At 40.8% G+C, this 25,680-nt stretch carries 26 protein-coding genes and 1 tRNA gene; 11 read left to right on the top strand and 16 right to left on the bottom strand.

The window, feature by feature from the left end:
- Positions 1-55: 55 nt before the first annotated feature.
- Entirely contained in the window at positions 56-460 is a 405-nt protein-coding gene (locus CYAN7822_RS27080; protein WP_013325454.1) for a fasciclin domain-containing protein, read from the top strand.
- Between the two features lie 98 nt (positions 461-558).
- Here the strand turns inward: CYAN7822_RS27080 and CYAN7822_RS27075 are convergent.
- The 3 genes from CYAN7822_RS27075 to CYAN7822_RS27065 form a co-directional block, all read right to left on the bottom strand.
- Positions 559-631, bottom strand: a tRNA-Glu gene (locus CYAN7822_RS27075).
- Positions 632-721: 90 nt separating this feature from the next.
- On the bottom strand, positions 722-1,684 hold the full coding sequence (locus tag CYAN7822_RS27070; protein WP_013325453.1) for an NAD-dependent epimerase/dehydratase family protein: 963 nt from the start codon (positions 1,682-1,684) through the stop codon (positions 722-724).
- Positions 1,681-2,817: a hypothetical protein gene (locus CYAN7822_RS27065; RefSeq protein WP_013325452.1), complete on the bottom strand. Its 1,137-nt coding sequence runs from the start codon at positions 2,815-2,817 to the stop codon at positions 1,681-1,683. The genes CYAN7822_RS27070 and CYAN7822_RS27065 overlap by 4 nt, the downstream gene beginning before the upstream one ends.
- Positions 2,818-3,567: 750 nt before the next feature.
- On the opposite strand from CYAN7822_RS27065, the gene CYAN7822_RS27060 reads away from it, so the two are divergent.
- On the top strand, positions 3,568-4,773 hold the full coding sequence (locus CYAN7822_RS27060) for an MFS transporter (protein ID WP_013325451.1): 1,206 nt from the start codon (positions 3,568-3,570) through the stop codon (positions 4,771-4,773).
- 170 nt (positions 4,774-4,943) lie between these two features.
- Here the strand turns inward: CYAN7822_RS27060 and CYAN7822_RS27055 are convergent, their stop codons facing one another.
- The 4 genes from CYAN7822_RS27055 to CYAN7822_RS27040 form a co-directional block, all read right to left on the bottom strand.
- Positions 4,944-5,678: an aspartyl/asparaginyl beta-hydroxylase domain-containing protein gene (locus CYAN7822_RS27055; RefSeq protein WP_245602650.1), complete on the bottom strand. Its 735-nt coding sequence runs from the start codon at positions 5,676-5,678 to the stop codon at positions 4,944-4,946.
- A 64-nt stretch (positions 5,679-5,742) separates the two neighbouring features.
- Positions 5,743-7,413, bottom strand: a complete 1,671-nt coding sequence (locus tag CYAN7822_RS27050; RefSeq protein WP_013325449.1) for a GH3 auxin-responsive promoter family protein — start codon at positions 7,411-7,413, stop codon at positions 5,743-5,745.
- Entirely contained in the window at positions 7,410-8,675 is a 1,266-nt protein-coding gene (locus tag CYAN7822_RS27045; protein ID WP_013325448.1) for an aminotransferase class I/II-fold pyridoxal phosphate-dependent enzyme, read from the bottom strand. Before CYAN7822_RS27045 ends, CYAN7822_RS27050 begins: the two co-directional genes overlap by 4 nt.
- 111 nt (positions 8,676-8,786) lie before the next feature.
- Complete coding sequence (locus CYAN7822_RS27040) at positions 8,787-9,800, bottom strand: aromatic ring-hydroxylating dioxygenase subunit alpha (protein WP_013325447.1); 1,014 nt, start codon at positions 9,798-9,800, stop codon at positions 8,787-8,789.
- 226 nt (positions 9,801-10,026) lie between these two features.
- Here CYAN7822_RS27040 and CYAN7822_RS27035 point away from each other — a divergent pair, with 226 nt between their 5' ends.
- Complete coding sequence (locus tag CYAN7822_RS27035; protein ID WP_013325446.1) at positions 10,027-10,533, top strand: sterol desaturase family protein; 507 nt, start codon at positions 10,027-10,029, stop codon at positions 10,531-10,533.
- Between the two features lie 84 nt (positions 10,534-10,617).
- Here CYAN7822_RS27035 and CYAN7822_RS27030 read toward each other — a convergent pair whose 3' ends face one another.
- The 3 genes from CYAN7822_RS27030 to CYAN7822_RS27020 form a co-directional block, all read right to left on the bottom strand.
- On the bottom strand, positions 10,618-11,166 hold the full coding sequence (locus CYAN7822_RS27030) for an NYN domain-containing protein (protein ID WP_013325445.1): 549 nt from the start codon (positions 11,164-11,166) through the stop codon (positions 10,618-10,620).
- Between the two features lie 67 nt (positions 11,167-11,233).
- Positions 11,234-11,917 carry an energy-coupling factor ABC transporter ATP-binding protein gene (locus tag CYAN7822_RS27025; RefSeq protein WP_013325444.1) on the bottom strand — a complete coding sequence of 228 codons (684 nt, stop codon included), beginning with the start codon at positions 11,915-11,917 and terminating at the stop codon, positions 11,234-11,236.
- Between the two features lie 77 nt (positions 11,918-11,994).
- Positions 11,995-12,264, bottom strand: coding sequence for a UPF0367 protein family (locus CYAN7822_RS27020; protein ID WP_013325443.1), 270 nt, complete (start codon positions 12,262-12,264; stop codon positions 11,995-11,997).
- 275 nt (positions 12,265-12,539) lie between these two features.
- Here CYAN7822_RS27020 and psbD point away from each other — a divergent pair, with 275 nt between their 5' ends.
- Positions 12,540-13,598, top strand: a complete 1,059-nt coding sequence (gene psbD, locus CYAN7822_RS27015) for a photosystem II D2 protein (photosystem q(a) protein) (protein ID WP_013321793.1) — start codon at positions 12,540-12,542, stop codon at positions 13,596-13,598.
- A gap of 89 nt (positions 13,599-13,687) precedes the next feature.
- Entirely contained in the window at positions 13,688-14,101 is a 414-nt protein-coding gene (locus CYAN7822_RS27010; RefSeq protein WP_013325442.1) for a ribosomal maturation YjgA family protein, read from the top strand.
- Between the two features lie 82 nt (positions 14,102-14,183).
- On the opposite strand, the gene CYAN7822_RS27005 is transcribed toward CYAN7822_RS27010, so the two are convergent.
- Positions 14,184-15,170, bottom strand: coding sequence for a DMT family transporter (locus tag CYAN7822_RS27005; RefSeq protein WP_013325441.1), 987 nt, complete (start codon positions 15,168-15,170; stop codon positions 14,184-14,186).
- A 955-nt stretch (positions 15,171-16,125) separates the two neighbouring features.
- Here CYAN7822_RS27005 and CYAN7822_RS26995 point away from each other — a divergent pair.
- The 5 genes from CYAN7822_RS26995 to CYAN7822_RS26975 all read left to right on the top strand — a co-directional run bounded on the left by CYAN7822_RS26995 (position 16,126) and on the right by CYAN7822_RS26975 (position 21,775).
- A complete protein-coding gene (locus CYAN7822_RS26995; protein WP_013325440.1) occupies positions 16,126-16,563 on the top strand; it encodes a pentapeptide repeat-containing protein in 438 nt (145 codons plus the stop codon).
- 218 nt (positions 16,564-16,781) lie between these two features.
- Positions 16,782-17,357, top strand: coding sequence for a fasciclin domain-containing protein (locus CYAN7822_RS26990; RefSeq protein WP_013325439.1), 576 nt, complete (start codon positions 16,782-16,784; stop codon positions 17,355-17,357).
- 179 nt (positions 17,358-17,536) lie between these two features.
- Positions 17,537-18,490, top strand: coding sequence for an ABC transporter ATP-binding protein (locus CYAN7822_RS26985; protein ID WP_013325438.1), 954 nt, complete (start codon positions 17,537-17,539; stop codon positions 18,488-18,490).
- Between the two features lie 278 nt (positions 18,491-18,768).
- Positions 18,769-20,451, top strand: a complete 1,683-nt coding sequence (locus CYAN7822_RS26980; protein ID WP_013325437.1) for an ABC transporter permease — start codon at positions 18,769-18,771, stop codon at positions 20,449-20,451.
- 160 nt (positions 20,452-20,611) lie between these two features.
- Positions 20,612-21,775, top strand: coding sequence for a DNA cytosine methyltransferase (locus CYAN7822_RS26975; protein ID WP_013325436.1), 1,164 nt, complete (start codon positions 20,612-20,614; stop codon positions 21,773-21,775).
- A 21-nt stretch (positions 21,776-21,796) separates the two neighbouring features.
- Here CYAN7822_RS26975 and CYAN7822_RS26970 read toward each other — a convergent pair whose 3' ends face one another.
- The 5 genes from CYAN7822_RS26970 to CYAN7822_RS26950 all read right to left on the bottom strand — a co-directional run bounded on the left by CYAN7822_RS26970 (position 21,797) and on the right by CYAN7822_RS26950 (position 24,505).
- Positions 21,797-22,540, bottom strand: a complete 744-nt coding sequence (locus CYAN7822_RS26970) for a restriction endonuclease (protein WP_013325435.1) — start codon at positions 22,538-22,540, stop codon at positions 21,797-21,799.
- The gene (locus CYAN7822_RS26965; protein WP_013325434.1) at positions 22,537-22,785 is read right to left on the bottom strand and encodes a helix-turn-helix domain-containing protein; all 249 of its coding nucleotides are present in this window, start codon (positions 22,783-22,785) and stop codon (positions 22,537-22,539) included. The genes CYAN7822_RS26970 and CYAN7822_RS26965 overlap by 4 nt, the downstream gene beginning before the upstream one ends.
- A gap of 240 nt (positions 22,786-23,025) precedes the next feature.
- Positions 23,026-23,229 carry a phycobilisome linker polypeptide gene (locus CYAN7822_RS26960; protein WP_013325433.1) on the bottom strand — a complete coding sequence of 68 codons (204 nt, stop codon included), beginning with the start codon at positions 23,227-23,229 and terminating at the stop codon, positions 23,026-23,028.
- 211 nt (positions 23,230-23,440) lie between these two features.
- Positions 23,441-23,926, bottom strand: a complete 486-nt coding sequence (gene apcB, locus CYAN7822_RS26955; RefSeq protein WP_013325432.1) for an allophycocyanin subunit beta — start codon at positions 23,924-23,926, stop codon at positions 23,441-23,443.
- Positions 23,927-24,019: 93 nt separating this feature from the next.
- Positions 24,020-24,505 carry an allophycocyanin subunit alpha gene (locus CYAN7822_RS26950; RefSeq protein WP_013325431.1) on the bottom strand — a complete coding sequence of 162 codons (486 nt, stop codon included), beginning with the start codon at positions 24,503-24,505 and terminating at the stop codon, positions 24,020-24,022.
- A 359-nt stretch (positions 24,506-24,864) separates the two neighbouring features.
- On the opposite strand from CYAN7822_RS26950, the gene CYAN7822_RS26945 reads away from it, so the two are divergent.
- On the top strand, positions 24,865-25,578 hold the full coding sequence (locus CYAN7822_RS26945; protein WP_013325430.1) for a Uma2 family endonuclease: 714 nt from the start codon (positions 24,865-24,867) through the stop codon (positions 25,576-25,578).
- Positions 25,579-25,680: the final 102 nt, after the last annotated feature.

Below are 25,680 nucleotides of genomic sequence, written 5' to 3'. Positions count from 1 at the left end.
CGACATTTAAAATTTTATAAAGTTAGTATAAAAAGTATGAGTTTAGGGAAAAATTATGGCTGATATTATTGACACCGCAGCGAATGCAGGCTCTTTTCAAACTTTAGTTAGCGCCGTCAAAGCGGCTAATTTAGTAGAAACTTTAAAAGGTGCTGGTCCTTTTACGGTTTTTGCACCTACGGATGAAGCGTTTAAGAAACTTCCAGAAGGAACGGTGGATGCTTTACTGAAAGATATTCCCAAATTGTCAAAAATCTTGACTTATCATGTCGTCTCTGGGCAAGTAACCTCGGCTGATGTGGTAAAATTGTCATCAGCAAAAACGGTAGAAGGTTCAGAATTAAAAATTGATGCTTCTAACGGTGGTGTTAAAGTCAATAACGCTACAGTCATCAAGCCTGATGTAGATGCTGACAATGGTGTTATCCACGTCATCGATACGGTCTTAATTCCTGCCTAGGAAAGCACTTTGGCTTTTGGGAAGCACTCCAGTCTTGATAGATTTAAAATTGTTGATGAATTAAACAGGGTGGATATACAATCCCCCTTTTCTTTTAATACCCCCAAGGGGATTCGAACCCCTGTCGCCTCCGTGAAAGGGAGGTGTCCTGGGCCTCTAGACGATGGGGGCCAGGAATTTGATTGGTGCTTTGTTTTATTCACACCTTCATAAATATAACGATAATTTTTTAGCTTGTCAACACTTTTCCTCAAAAATTTTTTAAGCCAGTTTTTCGATAAACTCCAATAGCACCTCTTTTACGGAACGAGGTTGCCAACCTAGTTGTTGACCAGCTTTGTCTGCCTTTACTCGCACACAGCGATCATATATATAGTGTACTCGCTCCCGACTAATGGGAGGATTCCAGGAAAACAACTGTCCTATGGGATCAAGTAAATTGCCCAAGAAGCGAACTAAGGGTTCGGGGACTTCTCGCGGCATAGCCATGCCGGTTTCTGTTGCCAAAATTTTCAACATTTCTCTGGTGGAGAGTTCTCCGGCTGAGAGAATGTAATACTCTCCGTTGCCTCCTTTTTGGGCAGCCAAAATCATCGCTTGAGCTACATCGTCCACATGAACAATACCCGTAAGGCGCTCGCCGCCGATCCAAAACCACAAACGCCCTTTAAGAAATAACTCAATCACAGGAGCAAAATGAGGGTCATCTACGCCAAAAATCCCTGAAGGCATCACACTGACAACGGGTAAACCTTCAGCCGCCAAGTGATCTACCAGTTGTTGGGCTTGATATTTGGTGCGATCATAAGCCGAAGAAAAGTTTTTTTGTCGGCGTTGAAAGGTTTCATCGATCATTTCCCCTTGACTATCGCCAAAGATTCCAATCGTACTACAGTAAACCAATTTAGAGACACCCATCTCTTTAGCCACTTCTAGCACAGCACGAGTTCCTTCTACATTGACTCGTTCCATCTGGACTTCATCCACTAACCCTAATTCAACATAAGCGGCGGTATGAAAGACCCTATCCACATCTTCCATACCCTTTCTTAAAGCCGCCCTGTCAGTAATATCGCCTTGAATTAACTCTATGTTGCACTTATCGAGACGGGATAGGTTACTCGAAGAACGAACTAACCCTTTTACCGAGTAGCCTTGTTGCTGTAAAAGTTTAACTAAATGAGAACCCGTAAAACCATTAGCACCAGTGACAAACGCTTTCATATCGCTTTTTCATAAATACGGTAAGTTTTATAAATTTTGCCGCCTGCGGCTTCAATGAGTTTGCGCGAGGGAGTATTATCTTCCCAAACCCAAGACAATTCTGCTCGTTGATAAGGTTTCCCTTTTCTGGTTCCCTCTCGCATTCCCAAATAAATCAGAGCTAATGGCACCATCTTACGACGATACTCTGGTAAGGAACAAACCACTAACACTCTGGCTCGATTAATTTGACGACGATACCAGAGAAATTTTAGGATTCCTAGCCAATCTAATTTTCCTTTAACCTGCTTGAGGGCAATATTATAGTCAGGTAAAGCCATCCAAAAGCCGATCATTTCTCCGTTATCTTCGGCGATAGGAAAAATATCCGGATCAGCTAATTGCTGTAAATCTTTGGCTTGAGTGAGAAATTCCTGTTCATCTCGGGGGGTAGAACTCCAGTTATGGGTAAAGGCGGTGGTAAATAGACGATATAACCCCCGACAATCTTGTTCAAACCCTTCTCCCTTTAAACGAATCGGACGAAAAGTAATACCGGATTGACAAGCAATTTTATAACCTTTTTCAAATGACTCAGGTAAAGGTTTATCGAGGGGAAAATCATAAGCATAGGCATCTTTGGCTTTTTGCCAGCCGCTTTGTTCCATATATCGAGGATAATAAGCCGGATTATAGGGCATCATCATCATGGGCGGCGAGTCAAACCCATCCACTAAAAATAAACAGTTGTTATGGGTAGATAAATCGATGGGACCACGAGCTAGGGTCATTCCCCGATCTTTTAACCATTGACAAGCCGCTTCTAATAGGGCTTGAGCGACGGCAAAATCTTCAATACACTCAAAATACCCAAATAATCCTACCTTTTGATTGTCTCGCTCGATTAAATGTTGATTAATAGCGGCTACTATGCGGCCTATAGCTTGGCCCGTAGCCGGATTGACAGCGATAAACCCTTGAAATTCACCAATTTGACAAAAAGGACTATTACTATCTAGTTGTTTAGCGATACTACTGATTAAGGGTGAAACCCAGTAAGGATCGTTCTGATAAACTCGAAATGGAACCTCTAAAAAGGCTTTTTGTTCTTTTGGGCTGGTGACGGGTTTGATCTCCACTTGATCACTTTTCATGCTTGCCTTTTCTCTTTAACTAATTTCCATAGAGCCTCCTCTATCTAGTAAAATTATCTTAGAGGAGATTCTTTATAACTAAGTCGGTGTGCCTAAACTAACTATAAGCCTCAAGTCCGGTGGGCAAGGTCAATAAAAATTTTTTTGACAAGGATTTTAAGGTTTTAAGCGAGCTTGTCTACCCATCAGTTTTTTAGGAGTACATAGTTAGATCATCACAAAAATCTGAGTAAAACTCTGAATAGATACTGTAGACTCTACCGGTTTTTTTTTGTTGCCGGCATGAGTCAGGGCTAAAAGATATTGTTCTCTATCACCTTAATAATTGTAAAAACTTATGTCAAAAGTCAGAAGTTTTTTTTTATGTTACGATATTTATAAAGATTTAATTATTGCACTGTAGCATCAAAGCGAGGTAAAAATAGCCGTGAAGTTTACCCTGAAAAAAATTCATTTAAGAGAGCAATTGATGAAAGAATTGTTCTTAACAAATAAAAGTTTGATGGCCAACGAGCCACCTATGCTCTCCTCTATATAATTGAGGGCAAAATGAGGATGTTTGACAGCTAAATCCTCTCTAACTATTAGTTTAAAATCTTCCCCAAGATAGATAAGTTCATTTTGAACAAATAATTTGAGAAGATTAAATTCCTCTTTAATTAAGATCTCAATAAAAATTTTGAGAGCTAGAATGGCAGATAAAGAAACCCATTCAAGGGAAAAATTATTGTTTTTTTTAAGATCGTTATTATGATATCTGTACTACGATCTCCTGCAAAGCAAATTGTTCAATCTTTGATTCTTCTAGCAGCCGGATGTTTAACAACGATGACGGGAGGAGTTGTCGCTCCTGTTTTTCCAGAAATTTTACATCATCTTCATCTAGAACCCAGATGGGCGGGAATGCTAGTAAGTATTCATGCTCTAACTATTGCGGTATTTACTCCGATACTCGGGATTTTGGCTGATCGAATCGGAAAATTAAAAGTATTAATTGTGGCTTTAATTTTTTATGCAGTCTTTGGTGTATCAGGAGCATTTATCGGACAATTTATTCCTCTATTAGCAGACCGGGCTTTATTAGGCATTGCCAGTGGTGGTATTAGTGCCGCTTGTATTGGTTTACTCAGTAATATGTTTGAGGGAGAAGCGCGGTTACAGGTTTTGGCCTACGCCACCAGTGCCATGACCACAGCTAGTATATTTGTCCCGCTATTCGGTGGCTGGGTAGGGTCATATAACTGGCAATACGCCTTTTTTCTCTATGCTGTCAGTTTACCCATCGCTTTGTGTGCCGCTTTACTGATACAAGAATCTAGTCACTCTAAAAATTCTATTCTCAATCGTGAGATGGGAGCGGAGTTAGTTAAAATTGTCAAGCAGCCTCAAGTGATTGGTTTATTTATTACTCTCGCTTTAGCGGCGGCCATTGTTTATACAGTGGTGATCTATACACCCGTTTACCTGCGAGAAACCATCGGCGCAGATGCCAAACTCAATGGAATTGTCTTGACAGCGCGGGCCATTGGTGCAACGGTTGTTTCTGCTTTAGCCGCTAGTTGGTTAGGGAAAAAATTAGGCAGAAATAAAACTATTGCTCTTGGTTTTATTCTGATGGCTTTGATGTTAGCGACGATTCCGGTATTAAACGACATCTCATTAATTCTTTATGCGGCTGTCTTCTTCGGTGCCGGGTTTGGGGTAACTGTTCCTAATATTTACAATGGTTTAGCCGATCTATCGCCGGCTGAATTGCGTTCTAGTGTTTTAGCTATCGGAACAGGATTTAATTCTTTAGGTCAATTTCTTTGTCCTATCTTCTTAGGGGCCGTTTGGGCCTCAGGCGGCTTGAAAAATGTTTTTTATACCACAGCAGTAGTGGGGATAATCATAGGAGTATGGATGTCATTACATCGAGAAAGAAAATTGAGAGATAGAAGCCATTTAAAGTCCTAAAAATTCAAATGTTGTTTTTCTAGGGGTTTCTCCAGTTTACAAGGATCAGTTCAAATATTCGTTGAAACTCACCCTCATTTGAGCTAAGCAGCTTGAGGTTGTGAGTTTTTACGGTTACTGTAATAAGCAAATCCTAAGAACCAATGGGAGTTCCTTGTGCTTTTAAAAGACTATTGAGGGTAAAACTTTTTTTCCCAGAGTTCATGATTAATTTTAGCTTGCTTAACAATAGAAGAAGCCGTAATAAAACGGTTAACTAACCAATTAATTAAAGACCAGGGAAACCGTAAAGGTCTAGCAATATCTAAAAATAAAATCGCCCGATAACCCTCAGTATCATTCCAAACTTCGTGCAAAAAAGTATCATCAAAAATTAAACTTTTGCCTTCTTCCCAATAAGCAATTTGATCAGCCACCCGAATGCGACAAGCGGCTTTGGGTTCAGGGGCCATCAAACCCAAATGATAGCGAATTAAACCTTTATGTTTACCCCGATGTTCAGGAATATGTTTACCTGGGGCCAAAATCGAAAAAAAAGCCACTTTAAGCCCGGGGATTTTTTCGATCAGTTTTGCGGTTTGGGGACATCTTTCACAGTTTTTTTGAGATTTATAGCCAAACGCATAAAAGAAATAAGTTTTCCAGCGATCATCATTGGCTATTTTATATTGCCGCTCGGAAATCTCCTGAAAATTCGGTAACTCGTTCACAAAAGGGAGAACTTGCTCAAGTTCAGAGCGAATAACTTGCCAATTTTTTTCTAATTCTTTAGACCAAGGAAACTGCTCAGTATCAAAAAAAATTGAATCTCCGATTAAAGAATGTTTTGCCACCTGATTTTCTAACCAATTATCGGCTAAAATCCAGTTTTCTAATCTTTTGATCAACTTACTTGTTAAAGTCATTCCACTCATATCAATTCAAAATTATCTTGGGCGTTCCCGATAGCATCAGCAAATTCAAAAAAGGTCAGGCGGTGATTTCCTGCTCCACATTTAGGCCAGCAAGAAATTGACGATCTTCACTAATATGAGGCAATTTAAGATGAGATTCTGGTATGCCTCGATCCAGTAAACGTTGACGAACTTGGGCAAAACTTCCGGGGGCTAAAATCCTCAGACGAGGGGGAGGAACTTGATCTTTTCGCTTGAGCGCATAAGAAGTATGAATTTGTTTGAGTTTGTCATCAAATCGCGTGACAAAATATTCAGGATTATTCAAACGATATCCCGGCCGCAGTTCTATATTGACCAAATAATGAGGGGGTATTTCTTGTTCCGAAAGTGTTACACAAAAACTTTCTAAAGGAACACTAAATTCTTGTTGCAGTTGCCCCATTACCTGAGTTACATGGTACTCTGTGGTTTTTTCAGTAGTAGAAGACAACAAGCCCTTATAACGATATCTAAAGGTAATAATGGGAGTCTGATGATAAAAACCGACAACTTCTACCACATCCCCGATATCATAACGATAAAAACCATTATAATTCGTGACTAAAATTCGATAGGGCTGTCCGACTTTCACCTCTTGGGGGAGTAAGGTTTTGGGTTGTTCTGCTTCCCACTGCTCCTGGGGAATAAATTCATAAAAGCCGCTATTAATGGCTAAGATGGTATGGTCATCATTCAAGTCAGAATAGACTCCAAAAGTTGCCTCCGCAGAAGCATAAATTCCCCCAAACACCGGAGTATCCCCAAAATGGGCAGGAAACCGTTGAAAATAAAAACTCGAGGTTCCTCCTCGGGCGGTGACTATACAACCAATAGAAGACCAAGCCAATTGAGGAGTCAGACAACCTTCAGCTTTTAAAATCTCCCGCAACCTCGCCGCCCGTTGGGGCTGGGGTTTCAACTGTTTTTCTAGAGAGGCTCTTAATGGGGGTTCGAGGGGTAGCCAAGGGGCTATAGTACCCGTTTTAAGGTCTTCAATTAACTCCTCAGCATAACTTTCTAAGTAGTCGGCTAGGCGCAGTGCTAAAACGGGAAAATTAGCCCCTAGTACCCCTAAGTAGGGATATTGCAGAGCAAATAGCAGACAAACATAATGCCGCGCTAAACTATCACTTGATTGTAGGGCTTGATAAGGATGGACAAAAATTTGCTTGTAGAGAAAGTTACTCAAGCGGAGATCGCCCACACTCACCGGACCGTAGGGAATACCGCTCTGGGTATAGCCTGCCAGTTTGACTGAACTGGTGAGCAGCATTTTCCCTAAAGAAATTCCCCGTTTTTGGATGGCTTCGGCTAAAAAGCCTTGGGCAACTTGATTGACTAATTGTCTTTTTTTGCGGGAGCGTTTCGTAACGGGGATGAGTTTCTTTTTACTGGTTGTCCCACTGGTCAAATTCAGATAAACCACTGGATCGCTAGTGAGAATATTAGCTTGCCCTTGGCTAATTTGTTCCATATAGGGATGATAGAAGCTATAGGGCAAGATGGGAATACGATCGCGGAATTGTTCAACGGTTTTAATCTCGCCGATTTTCCACTTCTGACCCAGTACCGTATTTTGGTAAGTTTTTAATAGGGTCAGAAGAAACTGATTTTGGACTGATTCTAGATGATGAGTTTGAGCGATAAACTCTTCCTTTCTACGAACGGCGATCGTAGTCAGTAAAGATAATAATATACTGCTCATCGAGATAGTGCCTCCCGAGTAGCGACCATCGCATCCACTAATTGATCCATTTCCGCTTCGGTATGAAGGGCTGTTACCGTAATTCTCAGGCGAGGTTTAGCAATAAACCAGATAGGAGATATCCAAACGCCGTAGTTTTCCATCATATAAGTGGCAAAGGCTTTAGGATTTAACTCTGGAGGCAGCAGAACGGGAATAACATTGGTTTCTCCTATGGCCATAAATTCCTTTTCCTTCAGGCGTGAGCGCAAGTAACGGGTATTGGACTGGAGAATTTGCACTAATTCGGGATTTTGTCTGACTTGACGGATACTTTCTAAAGCGGCGGCTGTAGTCGGAGGCGGTAGAGAAATGGTGCCAATGGAAGTAGGAGAAACATCTAATAAATCTATCAGTTCTTTGGAATAACTGCTAATGGCTGCTCCGGCTGAGGCGGCGAACTTGGAAAAGGTGGTCATAATAATGGGGTTAATGCCGCGATTTAGAACCTCTTGGGGACTAATGCCAAAATAATCATAAATTCCCCCGCCAGTTGGGCCAATTGCCCCACTCGCATGAGCTTCATCCATCACGATCGTGCTACCCGGATAATTTTCTAAGATGTCGAGCATCTCGGGTAAGGGGGCGATATCTCCATCCATCGAGAACACCGCGTCAGAAACCAGCATAATCCGATCATCGGGTTTAGCGTAACGCTTTAATTTGCGGGCTAAGTCTTTGACATCACAGTGGCGATAGGGTTTGACTCGAACTTCAGGACTATGACTAAATACTTTTCCTGAGCGGTTATCGGCATTCACCACAGCCGAGATGATACAGCCATGATTGAGGACATCTGTTAATATTAAGGTCTCTCGAGTATTGCGGAAATCCGGCAAGGTTATGGCAAAATGACAAAAGCCATCCATTAGCGCTTGCATCGCCATCCAAGCATTGAGAAATAAATGGGTATGAGGCAAATGTTTAAACGCAGAAATTTCTTCTTCTAGCTGACGATGGAGATCAATTCGACCACTCAAGACTGAACAGGAACTATTAGAGGTCCCATACTGCCAAATTGCCTCAATAGCCGCGCGCTTAACGGCTTCTGACTGTACTAATCCTAAAATATCATTAGTACAAAAAGTCAACAGCTTGTAGTGTTGGCCCGTGCTGGGGTCTTCGACATCAACGAAATTCCCCTGTTTGTAATGACAGACAAATTTATCTGGATACAGTCCGCTCTCATAAAGAGCTTGCATATAGTCTTGAACAACTTCCACAATCTATTTCCTCTTTTTAGGTAATACCGATAAGCTAGATACTCAACCGATTAATTTTTGTGATTCGATGATGATTGAGATTGTTGCACAAATTTTTCGTATTGGGCAATATTAACGCGTTGAAGGGCGATTATGGCTGGGGTTAATTTCCACATACTGACGTTGAGGATTGGCCAAATAGGTTTGCTGTTCACTTTCGATCATTTCAATATCTTGGTCGAGAAATTTTTTAAACAAGAAATGCCAAATAATTGTTGTTAATTGCCCTCTGATCAAATTAACTAACCATTTAGGTAAGCGAACTTTAATAAAGAAAAGGCTAAAAGACCGAGTTTCAGTGAGACTCACGGGTAAACGCATTAAATAAAGGGATGAAACCCCTTCTAAAGTGCTGTGATAGTGAGGGTAGTTATATTCAATAGAAATCGTTCGAGTTGTCACTTGATTAGCATCATTAGTTAAATTGATAAATTTCGAGATCCATCCTCGGTAAGAGACGCGATATTCAGCATAGACACTATCTTCTTGTTGTCGCAATTTGAGCAGAATCGGATCAAACCATCCCTGTAAATTTCGATGTAGGAAGCCATGAAAGACATCCATTGTGTTTTCATTACAGATGGAAAAATGAGCTTTAAAATGAGCCGGAATTTCTACAATGATCCAGTCTGGATCGTTATATTCTGGTAGATCAGGCAGAGATTGCTGTGTGGCTAAACTCGCATCACCCGGAAAAACCCAAATAATTCCATATTTTTCCTGTACTGGATAACTGCGAGCTTTGGCACAGGGGAGTTTTTGTTCAGGGGGAAGATAAGGAATTTTTATACATTCTCCCTCGGGGTTAAATTCCCAACCGTGATAAGGGCAGACTAGAATATTTTCGCGGACTTCCCCTTTATCGAGTACAACTCCTTTGTGAGGACAAGCATTTTCTAGGGCATGAAGTTGACCCTTGCTATCTCGGTAAACGGCGATCGCTTGTTGCCAAACGACAACGGGGATGATTTGAGTCGGTTTTAGATTATAAGCCCAAGCGACAGGGTACCAGTAATTCGGATTTATACCAATTTCTCGCACACGGTTTTGAACCGGCTGACTAGAGAGCGTTATCGTCGATTCCATATTTGGTTGCTCAGTTTTCCTCACACTCATAAAATGTTATTGATGTAGATCTTAAGCTTCTCTTCTATGTTCCTGCAAGACAAGTTTGATACAACACATCAGCTTGTGTTAAATATACTCGTAGGTAGATTAAAAGCAAAATAAAGTCATTATTAAGACGATAAAAGCAATCTTCACTTTTAATCCTTGTGATTTTTTAGAGCGTTAACAGCTAAGGTATTAGTCTATGACCGAGTTATCCTCATCCATTTCCATCACCATTATTTCTTTCATCAGTGCTTTTATTTTCGCCAGTTTGGTAGAATATTGGGTTCATCGCTTAATGCACTTTTCTGTTCGGTTTGGTAAACGCCATCGAGACCATCACCGTCGCAATGAAGGACAGGGTGTCTTATGGGAGTTTTTTGACTATCTTAAGGGTACGATAATTATGATGTGCCTCCCGTTTTTGATTGCTATGCCTGTGGGTATTGGTTGGTTGCTCGGCAGTTTAGCTTATGCGGCTTTTTCTGCCTATGCTCATCAGTTACAACATGAAAACCCCAAGGCCTGTTTTTGGATGACGATGCCGGTTCACTATGTTCATCACAAGTATAACCAGTGGCATCATAATTTTGGTTTAGCGCTAGACTGGTGGGACCATGTTTTTAAAACTTATCAGCCTGTAGAGTGGTTAACTGAGCAAGAACTCAATCAACCGCCACGAAATTATTTACAACTGCGTTGGTGGTAAATTTCTTTTAAGGGAAAACGAACAAATTTTTCAGCAAGCGAGCGGAAAATCGCTACATAAAGAGAAGTGGCGTGCCAGGAAATGTCAATAATTCCCCTGTCGCCATCGGGCAAGCAGTTCTTGAGATTTGGCATCCAGTCCATTGACTAAAAATCGACCCTGAGATGGTTTCCGGGGTCGATGCTTTTTCTTAATTTTATTAGCCACAAAATCTACGTCATGAGCCAGTCGTTGCGCTGACATCCATTCTGCGCCATAGCCGATGATTGTCAGGCGTTGAGCATGATCTGAGGTAGCGACAATGATTCTAGAACACTTAGAGAAAGACTGACGATAGAAAGAAGCACAAATCTTTTCAATGTAAGTGTCTGCTGTTTGGGCAAAAGCCGTATAGTAAACCGAGAGGTTTGGGGTAAATTGTTCTTCAGTTGAGGGAGTCTTCTGATATTGGGCATCGAAGACCACTTGAGTATGATATCCTTGATGAGCCGTGTAATTAATAAGGTTTTCTACTAATTCTCGGCGGGCTGACTCTAGACCTCTTTGTTCGTGAATCTGTTTTAGAGAAGACCAAGAGCCGATGATGTTGTAACCATCAACCAGGAGTAAAGCTTGGGGGGAAGACGCGGCCATTGTTCTAGGTAAAAATTTTGCACGTTGGTGTAAATGAAAACTAACATTTTCAAATTTTAACAAATATTTAGGATTCTCTATCGACGACTTGCAAAAGTTTTTCTTTAATTTGACTGGGTTCTCCTTGAGCGGTCACTTTTCCCTGTTCTATCAAGAATGCTCCGTCGCAAAAGTTTAATTCATCTAATCGATGAGTGACCCACAAGGCGGTTAAGCCGCGATTTTTCACTAAGCGTTGTACCTGAATGACTAATTCCTGTTGGGTGTCTGGGTCTAGCAAGGCGGTGGGTTCATCTAATAAGAGTACCTCGCATTGACGAGCCAGTGCCCCAGCAATGGCAATACGCTGTTTTTGTCCGCCGCTAAGGGCATAAATGGGCCGTCTTTCTAGATCTAATAAATTAACGGCGGCTAAGGCTTCTTTGACTCGCTGTCTGACAGATGTCCAGGATAATTTTTCTTTAACCAGTCCAAAAGCGACATCTGCCCCAACTGTGGGCATGACTAATTGATGATCCGGATTTTGGAAGACAAAGCCCACTGGCGAAGTGATTTGAATTTCTCCGGATTGAGGAGTCAGTAACCCCGCCAGCAGCCGCAATAAGGTAGATTTCCCACTGCCATTCGTTCCTAGTAACATCCAGAATTCCCCTTTAGGGACTTCTAAAGAACAACCTTCTAGGACAGAGCTTCCGTTGGGCCAGTTAAAGCTTAAATCAAGAGCGCGAATGGCTGATGGGTCATTAGTCATGAGTGATTAGTGGGTTAAAGTTAATAGTTAACAGTTAACAGGTAAGCTATTTGTTCACTGTTGACTGTTGAGTCTTCTTAGAGTTCTCCGATGGCTAAAAATCCGGGGGCACGACCGGCGGCTGCCGCTCCGGTTTTCTGAGAAACCACCACCGCACTGATTTGATTGCTGAAAATAGCGACTTTTTTATCTGGCTGTTTGTCACAAGTCAATTCTAAAAGCTTTGGGTTAGCTTCTTGCATGGCTTCGGTGATGCTCTGATACAAGGCTTGGGCCGATTCTTCGTCTTTACGTTGTACTGAAACGGGGATCGGACTCATCTTGAGAATTATGTCAATCGTGTACATAAGCGGTTCCCTGGTAATTTATTCTTTTCTCATTATCGACTAAATATTGCCGATCCTGCTGTGAGCAATTCTGGATAAGGCTCTGAGCAATTTTTAGATTTTTTTAATTATTGGACTAGCAAAGTTGAAAAGTTTCCTTTAATATAGATTGTATTAAGAAACGTAACGGTTTCTCACAATTGAGTTCAAGCTATACTCCTCGGTTAGAGGGGCCTACTTGACCGATAATGAGAAATCATAACAACCCTGCTCTTATACTCATTTCGGAGATTCCTATGACTATTGCAGTCGGACGTGCCCCAGCCGAAAGAGGCGTGTTTGATGTCGTTGATGACTGGTTAAAGCGCGATCGCTTTGTATTTATTGGTTGGTCTGGTTTATTACTGTTCCCCTGTGCCTACATGGCCCTGGGTGGATGGTTAACTGGTACTACCTTTGTGACCTCTTGGTATACTCACGGACTAGCCAGTTCCTACTTAGAAGGCTGTAACTTCTTGACCGTAGCGGTTTCAACTCCGGCTGACAGCATGGGTCACTCCATTCTGTTCCTCTGGGGTCCAGAAGCTCAAGGTGACTTGACTCGCTGGTTTCAAATTGGTGGGTTATGGCCCTTTGTCGCCCTTCACGGTGCTTTCTCGCTGATAGGCTTCATGCTGCGTCAGTTTGAAATTGCCCGTCTAGTCGGCATTCGTCCTTACAACGCCATTGCTTTCTCTGCGCCTATTGCGGTATTCGTATCAGTATTCCTGATGTACCCCTTGGGACAGTCTAGCTGGTTCTTCGCTCCCAGTTTCGGAGTAGCTGGTATCTTCCGTTTCATCTTGTTTGTACAAGGTTTCCACAACTTCACCCTTAACCCCTTCCACATGATGGGCGTTGCTGGTGTACTCGGTGGTGCGCTGCTTTGTGCGATTCACGGTGCAACCGTAGAAAATACCCTCTTCCAAGATGGGGACGAAGCTAACACCTTCAGAGCATTTGAACCAACCCAAGCTGAAGAAACCTATTCAATGGTTACGGCTAACCGTTTCTGGTCTCAAATCTTTGGGATTGCTTTTTCTAACAAGCGTTGGTTACACTTCTTCATGCTGTTTGTGCCGGTTACCGGCTTGTGGATGGCCAGCATTGGCATCATCGGTATTGCCTTGAACCTGCGGGCTTATGACTTTGTTTCACAAGAATTACGGGCGGCTGAAGACCCCGAGTTTGAAACATTCTATACTAAAAACATTCTGCTGAACGAAGGGTTAAGAGCTTGGATGGCTCCCCAAGATCAGCCTCATGAACAATTTGTATTCCCTGAAGAAGTTCTACCTCGCGGTAACGCGCTCTAAGAATAGTTCAGGAAGGAAGGCTATTTATCCTTCAACTGACTTAAATCCAAGCCCCACTAAGGGGCTTATTTTTTTGCTGGAGAACGGTTATGAAGTTTAGAGGGAGAAAGTTAAAAATATTAATTATTTTCTCATTAATATTTGTTGTCGCCGTAGGTTTATTATTTAAGTTTTATAGAGGTTTTGCTCAAGAATGGATAAATAATTATTTAGCGGCTGTTTGGTATGAAGTTTTTTGGTGTTTATTCATTTTCGGATTTATTGAAAATAAAAAAGCGATTAGTTTAATTCCTATTGGGGTTTTTATAATGACTTGTATATTAGAATTTTTACAGCTTTGGCATCCTCCTTTTTTAGAATTAATTCGTTCTTATCTCATCGGACGTTTGTTAATAGGGACTAGCTTTTCTTGGTGGGATTTTCCTCATTATTTAGTAGGATGTTTAATCGGCTGGTGGTGGTTAGCAAAACTTGAGAAATTTTCCCGTCATCCTTCCAACTAAAACCTATCTTAAAAAAAGAGAAAAGGGTAAATCAAATGCTCCTTTACCCTTTCCTTTTCCCAAATGAATTAAACAGCCTGTTTTAAGCGTATTCGCTCGCATCTTTTAAAGAAGATTGACTACAAAGCGCTAGATAAATTCCTAACAAGACGACAGCAAAAGCCAACCAATTTAAAATACTCAGAGTTTCTGAGAAAACCACCCAAGCTTCAAAAGCCGCTAAAATAGGTTCAAGTAGCAAAAAGATGGCAACAAATCCGCAAGAAAGTCGATTTAAACTCTGAACTAGGCAGACTTGCCCTAAGATTTGACAGATGAGCGCAAGTCCAATAACCGCTAACCATCCCTGCCAAGAAGTAGGAAAAATATGCTCATGGTTGAAAATAACAAAGGGTAATAGAGCTACACTAGCAATGGCAGAACTCCAACGAGTAATCGTTAAAGCGGGGAGACGCAGTTGCAGTTTCTCTAATACAAATAGATAACCGGCAAATGACAAGGCGGCTAAAATAGCGGCTACATCACCGGTTAATTTACTCGGATGAACGTTAAGGTCCCCAACTCCTAAAGCGATAGCCCCCAACAAAGCGACTATCATTCCTATAACAAATTTACGGTCAAACTGTTTACCCCAAATGCCCCACATTCCTAAGCTCGTAAATAATGGGGTAAGATTAGCCAATAGAGTCGCATTTGCCACACTTGTCTGAGTTAATGACCAAGACCAAAGCAATAAATCTGCCGCTAAAAAAATGCCCACTAGCACCAATTGCCAGAGAACTGCACCAGAAATTGAGCAGGTTTCAAGAGCCATTTCCGAAATTTCTTCGGCGGTGTCGGAAAGATCTTGAGTTCGTCCACCATTAACACCACGCCATAAGCCTAAAATAACAGTTGTTACCCAAAAGCGATTAAATGCTGTGGCATAAGGACTAATTTCTTGTTCACACAATTTAATGAAAATGGCGGCCACCGAAATACACACTACCGCTATACATAAAGATAATATTGCTATTGAGGTTTGATTTCTCCACAATCTAGGTTGAGGGAGTGTTAATTCTTTGGTCATAAAACTTGTTGTCATTAATTAGGCGAAAAAATTTGTTGATTTTAATCAGTTGCTTTGAGTGTAGCTGATTATACTGTTTTTTTCTTTCTCCTTCAAGTAGGAGATATTCAGCTAATAAGTGAACAAAATTCGCTGGAGGACAGAAGCATAAAATGACATTTTTCGGCTTCTTTCCTTCAAAATAGGGATTAAAAACTTAGGGGCATCTTCCCAAAGTTATGTCATGTCCCGTGAAAGACAATCTCTACTAGGACGTTTAGTCAGTCTTGAGTGTCTTTTTCAAATCCCTATACAAAGTTTTAATTACTTACATAAGGATCTGTTATTAAAAAAGGGTGCTGTAAACAGCAGTTTGTTTATGGCATTTCTTGACTTTCTGCCTCAAAAATCCTCACGACAGGATAGACCAAAAAGCCAATCAATGTTTCAATTTTTTTCTAGGGCAAAATAGAGTTAATGGCTCACTAACCACGAGCTTGCCAATTGAGTTAAGGTATATAATAGTTAAGGTTTCCTGAAAATTATAATACTGCGATCAAAGTGATAGCTCCTAGCACTCTCATCATCTGTTAAGATTCGGGGAGTGATTAGACTAAAATTTTTATCCACTTCAAAGCAGCAAACCTTTTTTAATCCAATTCCTCGTATTTTTATTGTCCCTAATTTATTCTAACATAAAGAGCATTTAATAGACATAACTATTAGCTGTTATTCAAACTTAAAAAAAACTGAAGTCTGGGCTTAAAAAATTGTCTTGGCTCGTTCTCATTGGCGAATTTTAAAACAGTGACAAGCGACTTTTTCTGCCTGGAGGGAGATCCCCTGTCGGCTTTTTGACAGAGCAAGTCTTGAGGCAATCAAGCAAATACAAATAGCCCGATTGGGTGAGGTAGGGTAAACGATTAAGTTTGTATCCTAAAAGAGAAAGAGAGCAAGAGTGAGCGGAGGCAAGAATATGAAACGTTTAGTCGTAGCGACTTTAGCTATTATAGCTCCTATTGTATTAAGCAGTCCAGCTAAAGCTGAAAATGCGGCTCAGGTCAAACGGTTATTAGAAACCAATGAATGTATCGGCTGCGATCTCAGGGGAGCTAATTTGAGTGCGGCTCATTTAATTGGGGCTGATTTGCGTAATGCTAATTTAAGCGGGGCCAATTTGGTAGAAGCTAATTTAGAAGGAGCCGATTTAACCGGAGCTAATCTTCAAGGAGCCGATTTAACTGGCGCGATGGTAACTAATGCCAGTTTGAATAATTCTAACTTAAAGGATGTAAATTTTACCAACGCTATGCTCTACGATGCTGATGTTACAGGGGCGTTGATGGAAGGATTAAATTTAAAGAATGCTCAAATTTATAATACAGGCATTAGCATAGGTGGCGATAACGAATAGATTCGAGTTTTTATTTTTAACGCCAATCTTAGGGGCAAAGTGGCTTGTGATTAGGCTAACTCGGTTAAGCCGCTTAGAGGGAGCAGTGTTTCTATAGATATTAATCAATCGCTGCGGCCAGTGAAAAAATCCTTGCCGGTAAGGAACAATTTGTTCCTTTTTTTTGCGTTATATTAAGTTTTATTAACCGCTCAAACTCATTGACCCATAATAAAACTATGTTTAAAGTCTCTAATTTTGCCCCTTTAGTCACGATAGTTAGTTTGACAGCAATAGGAATAGGGTTAGCCTCTCCCGCCACAGCCGATCAAGATTTAGTCGGGAACTCGTTCCCGACCCCAGCCAATAGTCGCCCATCTGCGATAAAGATTGCCCAAACGTCTAGAGGTAACATCGTCGAAGTAGCTACCGCAGCAGGTTCTTTTAAAACTCTGACGGCGGCTTTAAAAGCGGCGGGATTAGAGGGAACTTTAAGTCAAGAAGGTCCTTTTACGGTTTTTGCTCCTACGGATCAAGCTTTTGCTGCCCTTCCTAAAGGCACAGTAGACAACTTACTCAAGCCCGAAAACAAAGCGAAATTAGTGGCAATTTTGACTTATCATGTCGTACCTGGAAAAGTCACCTCTTCGGAACTCAAAGCCGGTACAGTGGAAACAGTCGAAGGTAGTCCAGTAATGATTAAGCTAGGAAAAAAAGTTCAAGTCAACGATGCAACTGTAATTCAGCCTGACATTCAAGCCAGCAATGGTGTTATTCATGTGATTAATAAGGTTATTTTGCCGCCTGCTAAGTAAATCAAAGTTTTTGCTCAAAAATTAACAATAAAACTGAATCAGGGCATAGACCATTAATAAAGATGTCTAATGCCCATTAATTTTAGCTGTGGCAATTAATCAGGTGAATATCAAATCCTGACAACTAGAATGAGGCGGGTTAAGCTAGACAACAGGATCGCTATGACAGATGATTGTCTATGATGACGAAAGAACTAGCACTTGCTACTTATGGACTGACTAAACAATTTGAGCGAAATCTTGCCGTTAATAACGTAGAGTTACAAGTCGAAACCGGGGAAGTTTACGGACTGATAGGACCCAATGGTGCAGGGAAAACGACTTTACTGCGAATGTTAGCCGCCGCTTGCGAACCCACAACAGGAGAGATTTATATCAATGGTGAACTATTGTTGCGCGATCAGAGTAACCCTCGTCTTAAACAACGCTTAGGATACCTTCCTGATGATTTCCCCTTGTATGATGATTTAACGGTTTGGGATTATTTAGATTATTTTGCGCGTCTCTACCGACTCAAGCAATCTCACCGTCGTCGTCGTCTCCATGAAGTTTTAGAATTAGTGCAACTAACCAGTAAACGGGATAGTTCTATTGCTACCCTCTCTCGAGGGATGAAACAACGTCTTAGTTTAGCCCGAACCATTATACATGAACCGATCTTACTGCTATTAGATGAACCGGTTTCAGGTTTAGATCCCATCGCCAGAATGCAATTTCGGGAAATTATCAAAATCCTACAAGCGGCAGGAATGACCATTGTAATTTCTTCTCATGTTTTGAGTGACTTGGCAGAATTATGTACGTCTGTGGGCATTATGGAACTAGGATGTTTAGTAGAAAGTTGTTCTCTTAAAGAGTTATATCAACGTCTATCTCGCCAACAGATTATTATTTCTACTTTAGGAAACTTAGAAGTTTTAGAAGCCGAATTAAAAAATAATTTATTGGTTCAAGGGTGGGAAGTTCTTCAAGATAAAAAAACTGTTCGCGTTAATTTTTCTGGGAGTGCAGAAGAATGTGCAGAGTTATTACGCTCATTGGTTATGGCTAAAATTCCCCTGACAGACTTTCACTGTACTCAAGAAGATTTAGAGACTATATTCTTAAAACTAGGACATAAACAAGTATCTTAAATCACGAGCAAGCATTGATGAGGAATAAAAACAAATGTTCACTTAAATTTTGACTCTGCACTCTACAAACGGGTTAAGCCACTTTCTTGGTGATTCTAAACTGATAAATTAGTCAGTTTTACCCGCCCTTCCTACGGTTGGCTGATTATTCAACTCATTAGTTATCCTAGAGCTAATCATAGAATAGCGAACCCAACAATGAACCACTTGTACTCGTAGCTGGTCATAAATAACAGACTATTTGATCACTCCACTCTCGCCTAGGAGGAAAAAGGATTATGATGTCACAATTAATAGATAGGCTCGGTGAGTCGAACCCTCAACTGTTCCGAGAAATTAAAGGACGACTCAAACCTCGTCCCATTGCCATCGCTGCGGCTATCTCTATTTTGGGCCAACTATTCGTATATTTGTACTATAGCAGTCTGCTACCGACATTGAGGTCTGAATATAATCGTTATTGTACTGGCACTTCTCCTTCTCGTGACTATACCTATTACGATACTTTGGGATTCTGTGTCAAAGATTTATTCGGTAATCCGATGATTATGAAGGAGTTGTGGTGGCTAGATGTTTTTACTTTTTTAAGTGTGGTGGGAATTTTGGTGATGTTGGTGGTGGGGACTTATATGCTGATCTCGGATTTATCCCGAGAAGAACAACGAGGTACTCTTAATTTTATTCGCCTCAGTCCTCAAACGGCTAAAAATATCTTTATTGGTAAAGTGCTTGGTGTGCCAATTTTACTTTATGGGGTAGCACTTCTAGCGATGCCTTTTCATTTGTTAGCCGGATTATCGGCTCATATCCCCTTAAGTCTCATTCTCGGTTTTTATGGCGTTCTGATTGCCAGTTGTGTTCTATTCTACAATGCGGCGTTATTATTTGGCTTAATTAGTGGGGCATTAGGAGGTTTTCAAGCTTGGTTGGGTAGTGGAACAGTTTTGTTATTTCTGTCGTTGATGACAGGAATGGTAATGTCTAACAGCTTTTTAAGTGATTCCCCGTTTGATTGGTTAGCCTTGTTTTATCCAGGTACTATCCTAGCTTATCTGGTTAACTCGACTTTTTTACCTCCTCACACGGTTGGTTATTTCAACCTAGAACATTTAAATGATTTACTTTGGTATGGGCTACCTTTATGGAATAAAGCGACCAGTGGCATAGGTTTTATGCTCCTCAATATGGCATGGTGGACTTATTGGATTACTCAAGCTTTAAAACGCCGTTTTCACAATCCTTTAGCCACTGTATTGAGTAAGTCCCAAAGTTATTGGATTACGGGTAGTTATGTGGTGATTCTTGTGGGATTTGTTCTGCAAACTACCGAGAGTTACAGACTATTTGATAGTTTTGTGGCTTTACAAATTTTCCTGACGGCCTTTTTCTTATTACTGATTGGGGCCTTAAGTCCTCATCGTCAAGCTTTGCAAGATTGGGCCCGTTATCGTCATCAAATGGGAAGTAATAAGCGGAGTTTGGCTAAGGATTTAATTTTTGGCGATAAAAGTCCTTCTCTTGCAGCGATCGATCTTAATGTCTGTATTGTTGCGCTTTATCTAACCCCTGTTATCCTTTTATCTCCTCTTGAGGACAAGACATTACCCACTCTTGCCGGGTTATGGTTAGGGTTAAGTATGATATTAATTTACGCCCTAGTGGCTCAACGAATGCTACTAATGAAGTCCTCGAAGCGCTTTATAGCGGCGGCGGCTATGTTGGGGACTTTAATTGTTCTGCCTATAGTTGGCTTGGGATTTTTGGGAATTGAACCGACAAAAATGGCTTGGCCTTGGTTATTTTCGGTTTTACCAACGGTTGCAACTGAATATGCTACAGCCACATCTATTTTATTCTCGCTGTTGGGACAATGGTTGACCATTACAGTGTTAAGTTTCCAAATGACTCGACAGTTACGTTTAGCGGGTGAGTCTCAAACTAAGGCTTTATTGGCTCACTAAGGGTGAGAATTTCTAAGCTCGACTGGGGAACTGAACTTCTTGTTTATCTAACCCCTAACCTCCTTTTTTAGAGAAAGGGGGTTGTTTTTTTATTTTACTAAAAAATTTGTTGGCTTCTCAGTATTCCCGCTAGTTGATATAATGTTGACGATGTGTCACAATGCGAACAAGAACAGATTTAATAGTCAACGTGAAAGCCTTACAACTATCCTTATTTACTGAACAAGAAGACCATATTCTTCATAAATACGATAAAAAGCCTAAATTAGGGCGTTATGAGCGTCTTAAACGTCAATTAGAGCAAAACCACGACGATCATTATAAAATTTTTGTTAAAGTTAAAGAACAGCCTGAGACATCATTTAACTATACATTTGTCGATCTCTTTGCCGGTGCAGGTGGGATAACACAAGGTTTTGTTCAGGCAGGATTGAAACCTATAGCCAGCCTAGAAATTAATCCTATTGCATCGGCAACCTATGTCAAAAATTTTCCTCAATGTCACCATTTTTGCGGAGATATTGCCGAATTTTTGCCTATAAATTGGCTTAATCAAATTGGCTCTCCTGAAATTCATTTAGTAGTTGGTGGCCCTCCTTGTCAAGGTTTTTCTGTGGCAGGACAACGTAATCCTAATGATCCTAGAAATTTTTTGTTCTACGAATTTATAAGAGTTGTCTCAGAAATACGTCCTTGGTACATCGTTATGGAAAATGTACCCGGAATTCTAACTATGAATAAAGGTGCTGTAAAAGAAGCTATCTTTGAAGAGTTTAAAGCGATTGGTTATGAAGCTATTTCTGTTGCTATTCTTGAATCGGCGGCTTACGGTGTGCCGCAAATTCGCCCACGAGCTATTTTTATTGCTAATCGATTGAAAATGCCTAATCCTTATCCTGAACCTCAATTATTACCTGAACAATATCTCTCTATAGAATCAGCAATTTCTGACCTTCCAGAATATAAATCTATTCCAGAAATCAATCATGAATGGACTCGGCATTCTTCTGAATATATGAAGCGAATTGCTCAGGTTCCTCCTGGTGGATCACTCTATAAAAGCTATGCTGATGCTTTTAAGCGTCAGTATTTAGGCAAGCCTAGTATGACAATTAAGGAAAATCATGGAGGAACACATATTCATCCTTATCTTAATCGTGTAATTTCAGCACGAGAAATGGCAAGATTACAAACCTTTCCAGATTCTTTTATTTTTGAAGGGACTATGAAAAAAGCTATGTGGCAAATTGGTAATGCTGTACCACCGCGTTTAGCAGAATGTATAGGAAAGGCACTGATTCCTTATTTAAATAAAATTTCCTGAAAAATGCCAATATAATGAGGGTTAATCATTCAATTTAAGGTTAGCAATTTTGTCATTCAGGGCATTTCGCCAAGCCTCAAAGTCATACCAACCACATCCTATACAACCCTGTTCAGCCTCAACCCCACGCTGATGAGGAGAAGTCCAATCCTCATCTCCTGCATACCAAAATCTAATTCCTAAAGGTGTACCTCTTTTGCCAGTGTCAATACATCGCTCACAGCTTCTTGATTTTAAAAGATTGTGATTACCAGATGAATCTTTTTTTAATAATTGAAACTTTTTTCTAATTGCTTCTTCACTCATTGTTACCTGATGTTTTTCTTCAGCATTTCCCCATCGTTCCATTGGAAATCGATGATCAATAACTAATTCATGAGCAGGGCGTTTTCTTTGTTCAATTACATCAGTATATGAATAAATTTCAAAAATTCTTTTTTTTAAGGTTGTTGGAATATTTGCAGCCGTGTTTGACTCTTTAATTTCTCCAGTCCATCGATCCCAATTAGTGATTTTATTACATTGCTGACAATTGAGTTTTTTAGTTTCAATAACTAAACCAGGACGATTTTGAGTTCCTCGCTGTAAACCTTGTATTCCGCCTCCTCCTGCATATTGTTCAGACGCTATCATCTTGCCTTCACAGCTACGGCAATGCCATTGTTGATCTGATAATAAATCAAACACTTTAGATTGAGTTGATTCTTTTTTGATTTTAGACTTGATTTCTTGTATTAAATCTTGTCTTAAATTTTGGTTACTCACTTTATGTTTCTTGCTTCGACTTCAAGATTATCGAGAAGTTCCGACAGGGTAAGACCTAATCCACTAGCCAGACTGACAAGGGCTGTAAAAGAAGGATTACGTACTCCTCTCTCTACTCCTGATATATAAGTTCGATCCAAATTTGAACGAAATCCAAGCTCTTCTTGTGAAAGCCCTAACTTTGTCCGATGCCGCTTAACTTGGCTACCCAAAGCACGAAGAATATTTCTTCTCGATTCATCCATGAGCCAATTTTCTACGCTTTATGGACTATCAGTCTACGGACGATGTGTCACACTAGCAAAAATTATTTACGAAAACTTAAGCACAAAGACTTAGAAGAGAATTGATAACTCAGCATAATTAATCTTTATTTTGTTAACTATTTTTTGGGTGCTGCGAAGCAGTTTGCACCCTGACTTCGACAGCAAAAAGAGGTCAACCTCTTGACCTCCCTTTGATCACCCATTGGTGAATTAGACCAGTTACAGTAAACCTGTATTGGTTCCGGGCTTACCGGTAGCCAACTGAACTTTGACAATCTTACCGCCCATTTTCATGATTCGCTGCTGTTCGCGGAACCAGTTATCATAGGGTACTAACTTAGTAAAGTATGTATTTTGCAATTCGCGTTGTGTCCGAATACGAGTTTGGCTAGGTACACAAGCGGTTATTTTGAACATCCGCATGGCTTAATTTCTCCTGAGTCTGGCAAAAATTTTTAATCTCAATCAAAATCTTGGAGCGACTTTCTTATAGCAAAAGTCGGGAGTCACGAGTCAATACTAGATCGTCAAAACCGATTAATTAGCAGAATCAGCCTTTAAAGAGCTAGCACTCACCCTCGACTTCCCGAACCTCTATCAGACAACGATTACTCAGTTGCCCATACTAGCTGTTCTAGCTTAAGCCAGAGCAAATGTAGTCAAGGTATACACCCATTTCTTTACCAGCATCAGCACCGACTAAACTAGCGGTTACTTCTTTGATAGCTTGGATAGCTTGAACGGTAGAAGAAATAGGAACGCCTAAAGAATTGTAGGTTTCTTTGAGTCCGTTGAGAACGCGCTCATCTAAGATGGAAGGATCGCCAGCTAACATAGCATAGGTAGCATAGCGGAGATAGTAGTCTAAGTCGCGGATGCAAGCGGCATAACGACGGGTGGTGTACATATTGCCACCGGGACGGGTGACATCAGAGTACAGTAAGGATTTAGCAACAGCTTCCTTAACGATGGTGGCAGCATTAGCGCTAATAACGCTAGCGGCACGAACTCTCAGTTCGCCAGTGTTGAAATAGCTCTTGAGCTTGTCGATAGCAGACCCATCAAGGTACTTTCCTTGAACGTCGGCGGAATTGATTACAGATGTAATTGCGTCTTGCATGATTGTGTTTCCTGAATCTTGCCTAGTCTTAAACTTACTTAAGAATGAAATGCGAATAATAACTATTGTCCAACTAGGGAGCCAATAGGTCTTCTATTGCAGTGCCCCGATAACATAATCGAAGTAAGAAGCTGCTTCACCAGCATCTTGAGACGCGATTAGTCCGAGAGCTACTTCTTTCATTTCACGAACGCTTTGAGCAACTGCGCCGATGTCAGTACCGAGAGACTTGTACATTTCCCGAACACCAACTAACCCAATTTCTTCAATCGGGGTTACATCGCCAGCAACTACACCGTAAGTAATGAGACGGAGGTAGTAATCCATGTCACGAAGACAGGTAGCGGTCATTTCTTCGCCGTAAGCATTTCCACCAGGAGAAACGATATCAGGACGCTTTTGGAAAAGGCGATCACCAGCTTGCTTGATGATGGTTTCACGAGCGCCAGTTAAGGTTTCAGCGATACGAAGACGGGCTGCACCACTGCCGATAAATGACTTGATTCTTTCAAGTTCGCCAGGGCCTAAATAACGGGCTTCAGCATCTGCATTCACGATTGCTTTCGTGACGATACTCATTTATGGATTCCTCCCAAATCAGTGAGATTAGTTAGAGTAATTAAGAAATTAGATGTAGTTAAGCTGACATCTTAAACCAAAATGGTCGCTAATTGATGTCTTCTTCCCAAACTTTTTTTCACCCCTTAATTCTTGACAAAATGCCTGAATTATGTATAGTGAGTTTTTGGGCATTCAGACGGTTGATCACTAGCAACCTGACCCAATTATTCTCTGGCATTGCGTTCACTTTCGTTGTATTTTCTTAATACTTTTTAACATTCCCGTTCAGAATTGGGGTCATTTTAGTACGCAGGTTCTATTCAAGAAGCGATCGCTTATAATAAAAAAATCAACGATTACTGAGTGGTGGTTCAACGATGACAGCTATTTTTTCCACTCCCCAAGATACAGACATTTTTTATCCGAGTGAGGATGGTGAACCGTTGGCAGAAACTTATGATCATCTCTATGCTATTTTAACGACGTTAGAAATGCTGAAAGGTTATTTCAAAGATCGTCGAGCAACAGTTTTAGCTGATCAATTTTTATATTACTCCCAAGGGTTTCCAGCTTTAAGAGTTGCTCCTGATGTGATGGTTATTTTTGATGTTGAACCCGGTGGCAGAGATAATTATAAAATTTGGCAAGAACAACAAGTTCCGAGCGTCATTTTTGAGATGACTTCCTCTAGCACTCAAGAACAGGATAAAGTTTTTAAAAAGACTCTTTATGAACAGTTAGGGGTTAAAGAATATTGGTTATTTGATCCTAAAGGTGAATGGATCGCCCATAAATTACAAGGTTATCGTTTAGAGGGCGAAGAATATCAGCTAATAAATGAATATCGCAGTGAACCGTTAGGTTTAACCTTGAAAGTAGAAGGAAAATTATTAGCTTTTTACCGAGAAGATAACGGTGAAAAGTTACTCATTCCTGATGAACTTAGGGAAGCTTTAGAGCAACAGCGACAACGTGCCGAACTCGCTGAACAACAAGTCGAACAAGAGCGGCGACGCGCCGAACTTGCCGAACAACGGGCCGAACAATTAGCGGCTAAATTACGAGAATTAGGAATTGATCCAGACCTGTAATGTTGATTTGAATTTGATGAAGACCTCGCCGCACTTCGGTGGGGTTTACAATAACAGGAAAATAGAGACGCGGAGCGATCGCGCCTCTACTGTTTAATCCCT

The sequence above is a fragment of the Gloeothece verrucosa PCC 7822 genome, from assembly GCF_000147335.1.
In the GTDB taxonomy this organism is placed as follows: Bacteria; Cyanobacteriota; Cyanobacteriia; order Cyanobacteriales; family Microcystaceae; genus Gloeothece; species Gloeothece verrucosa.
This window is presented reverse-complemented; position numbering and strand designations above follow the sequence as displayed.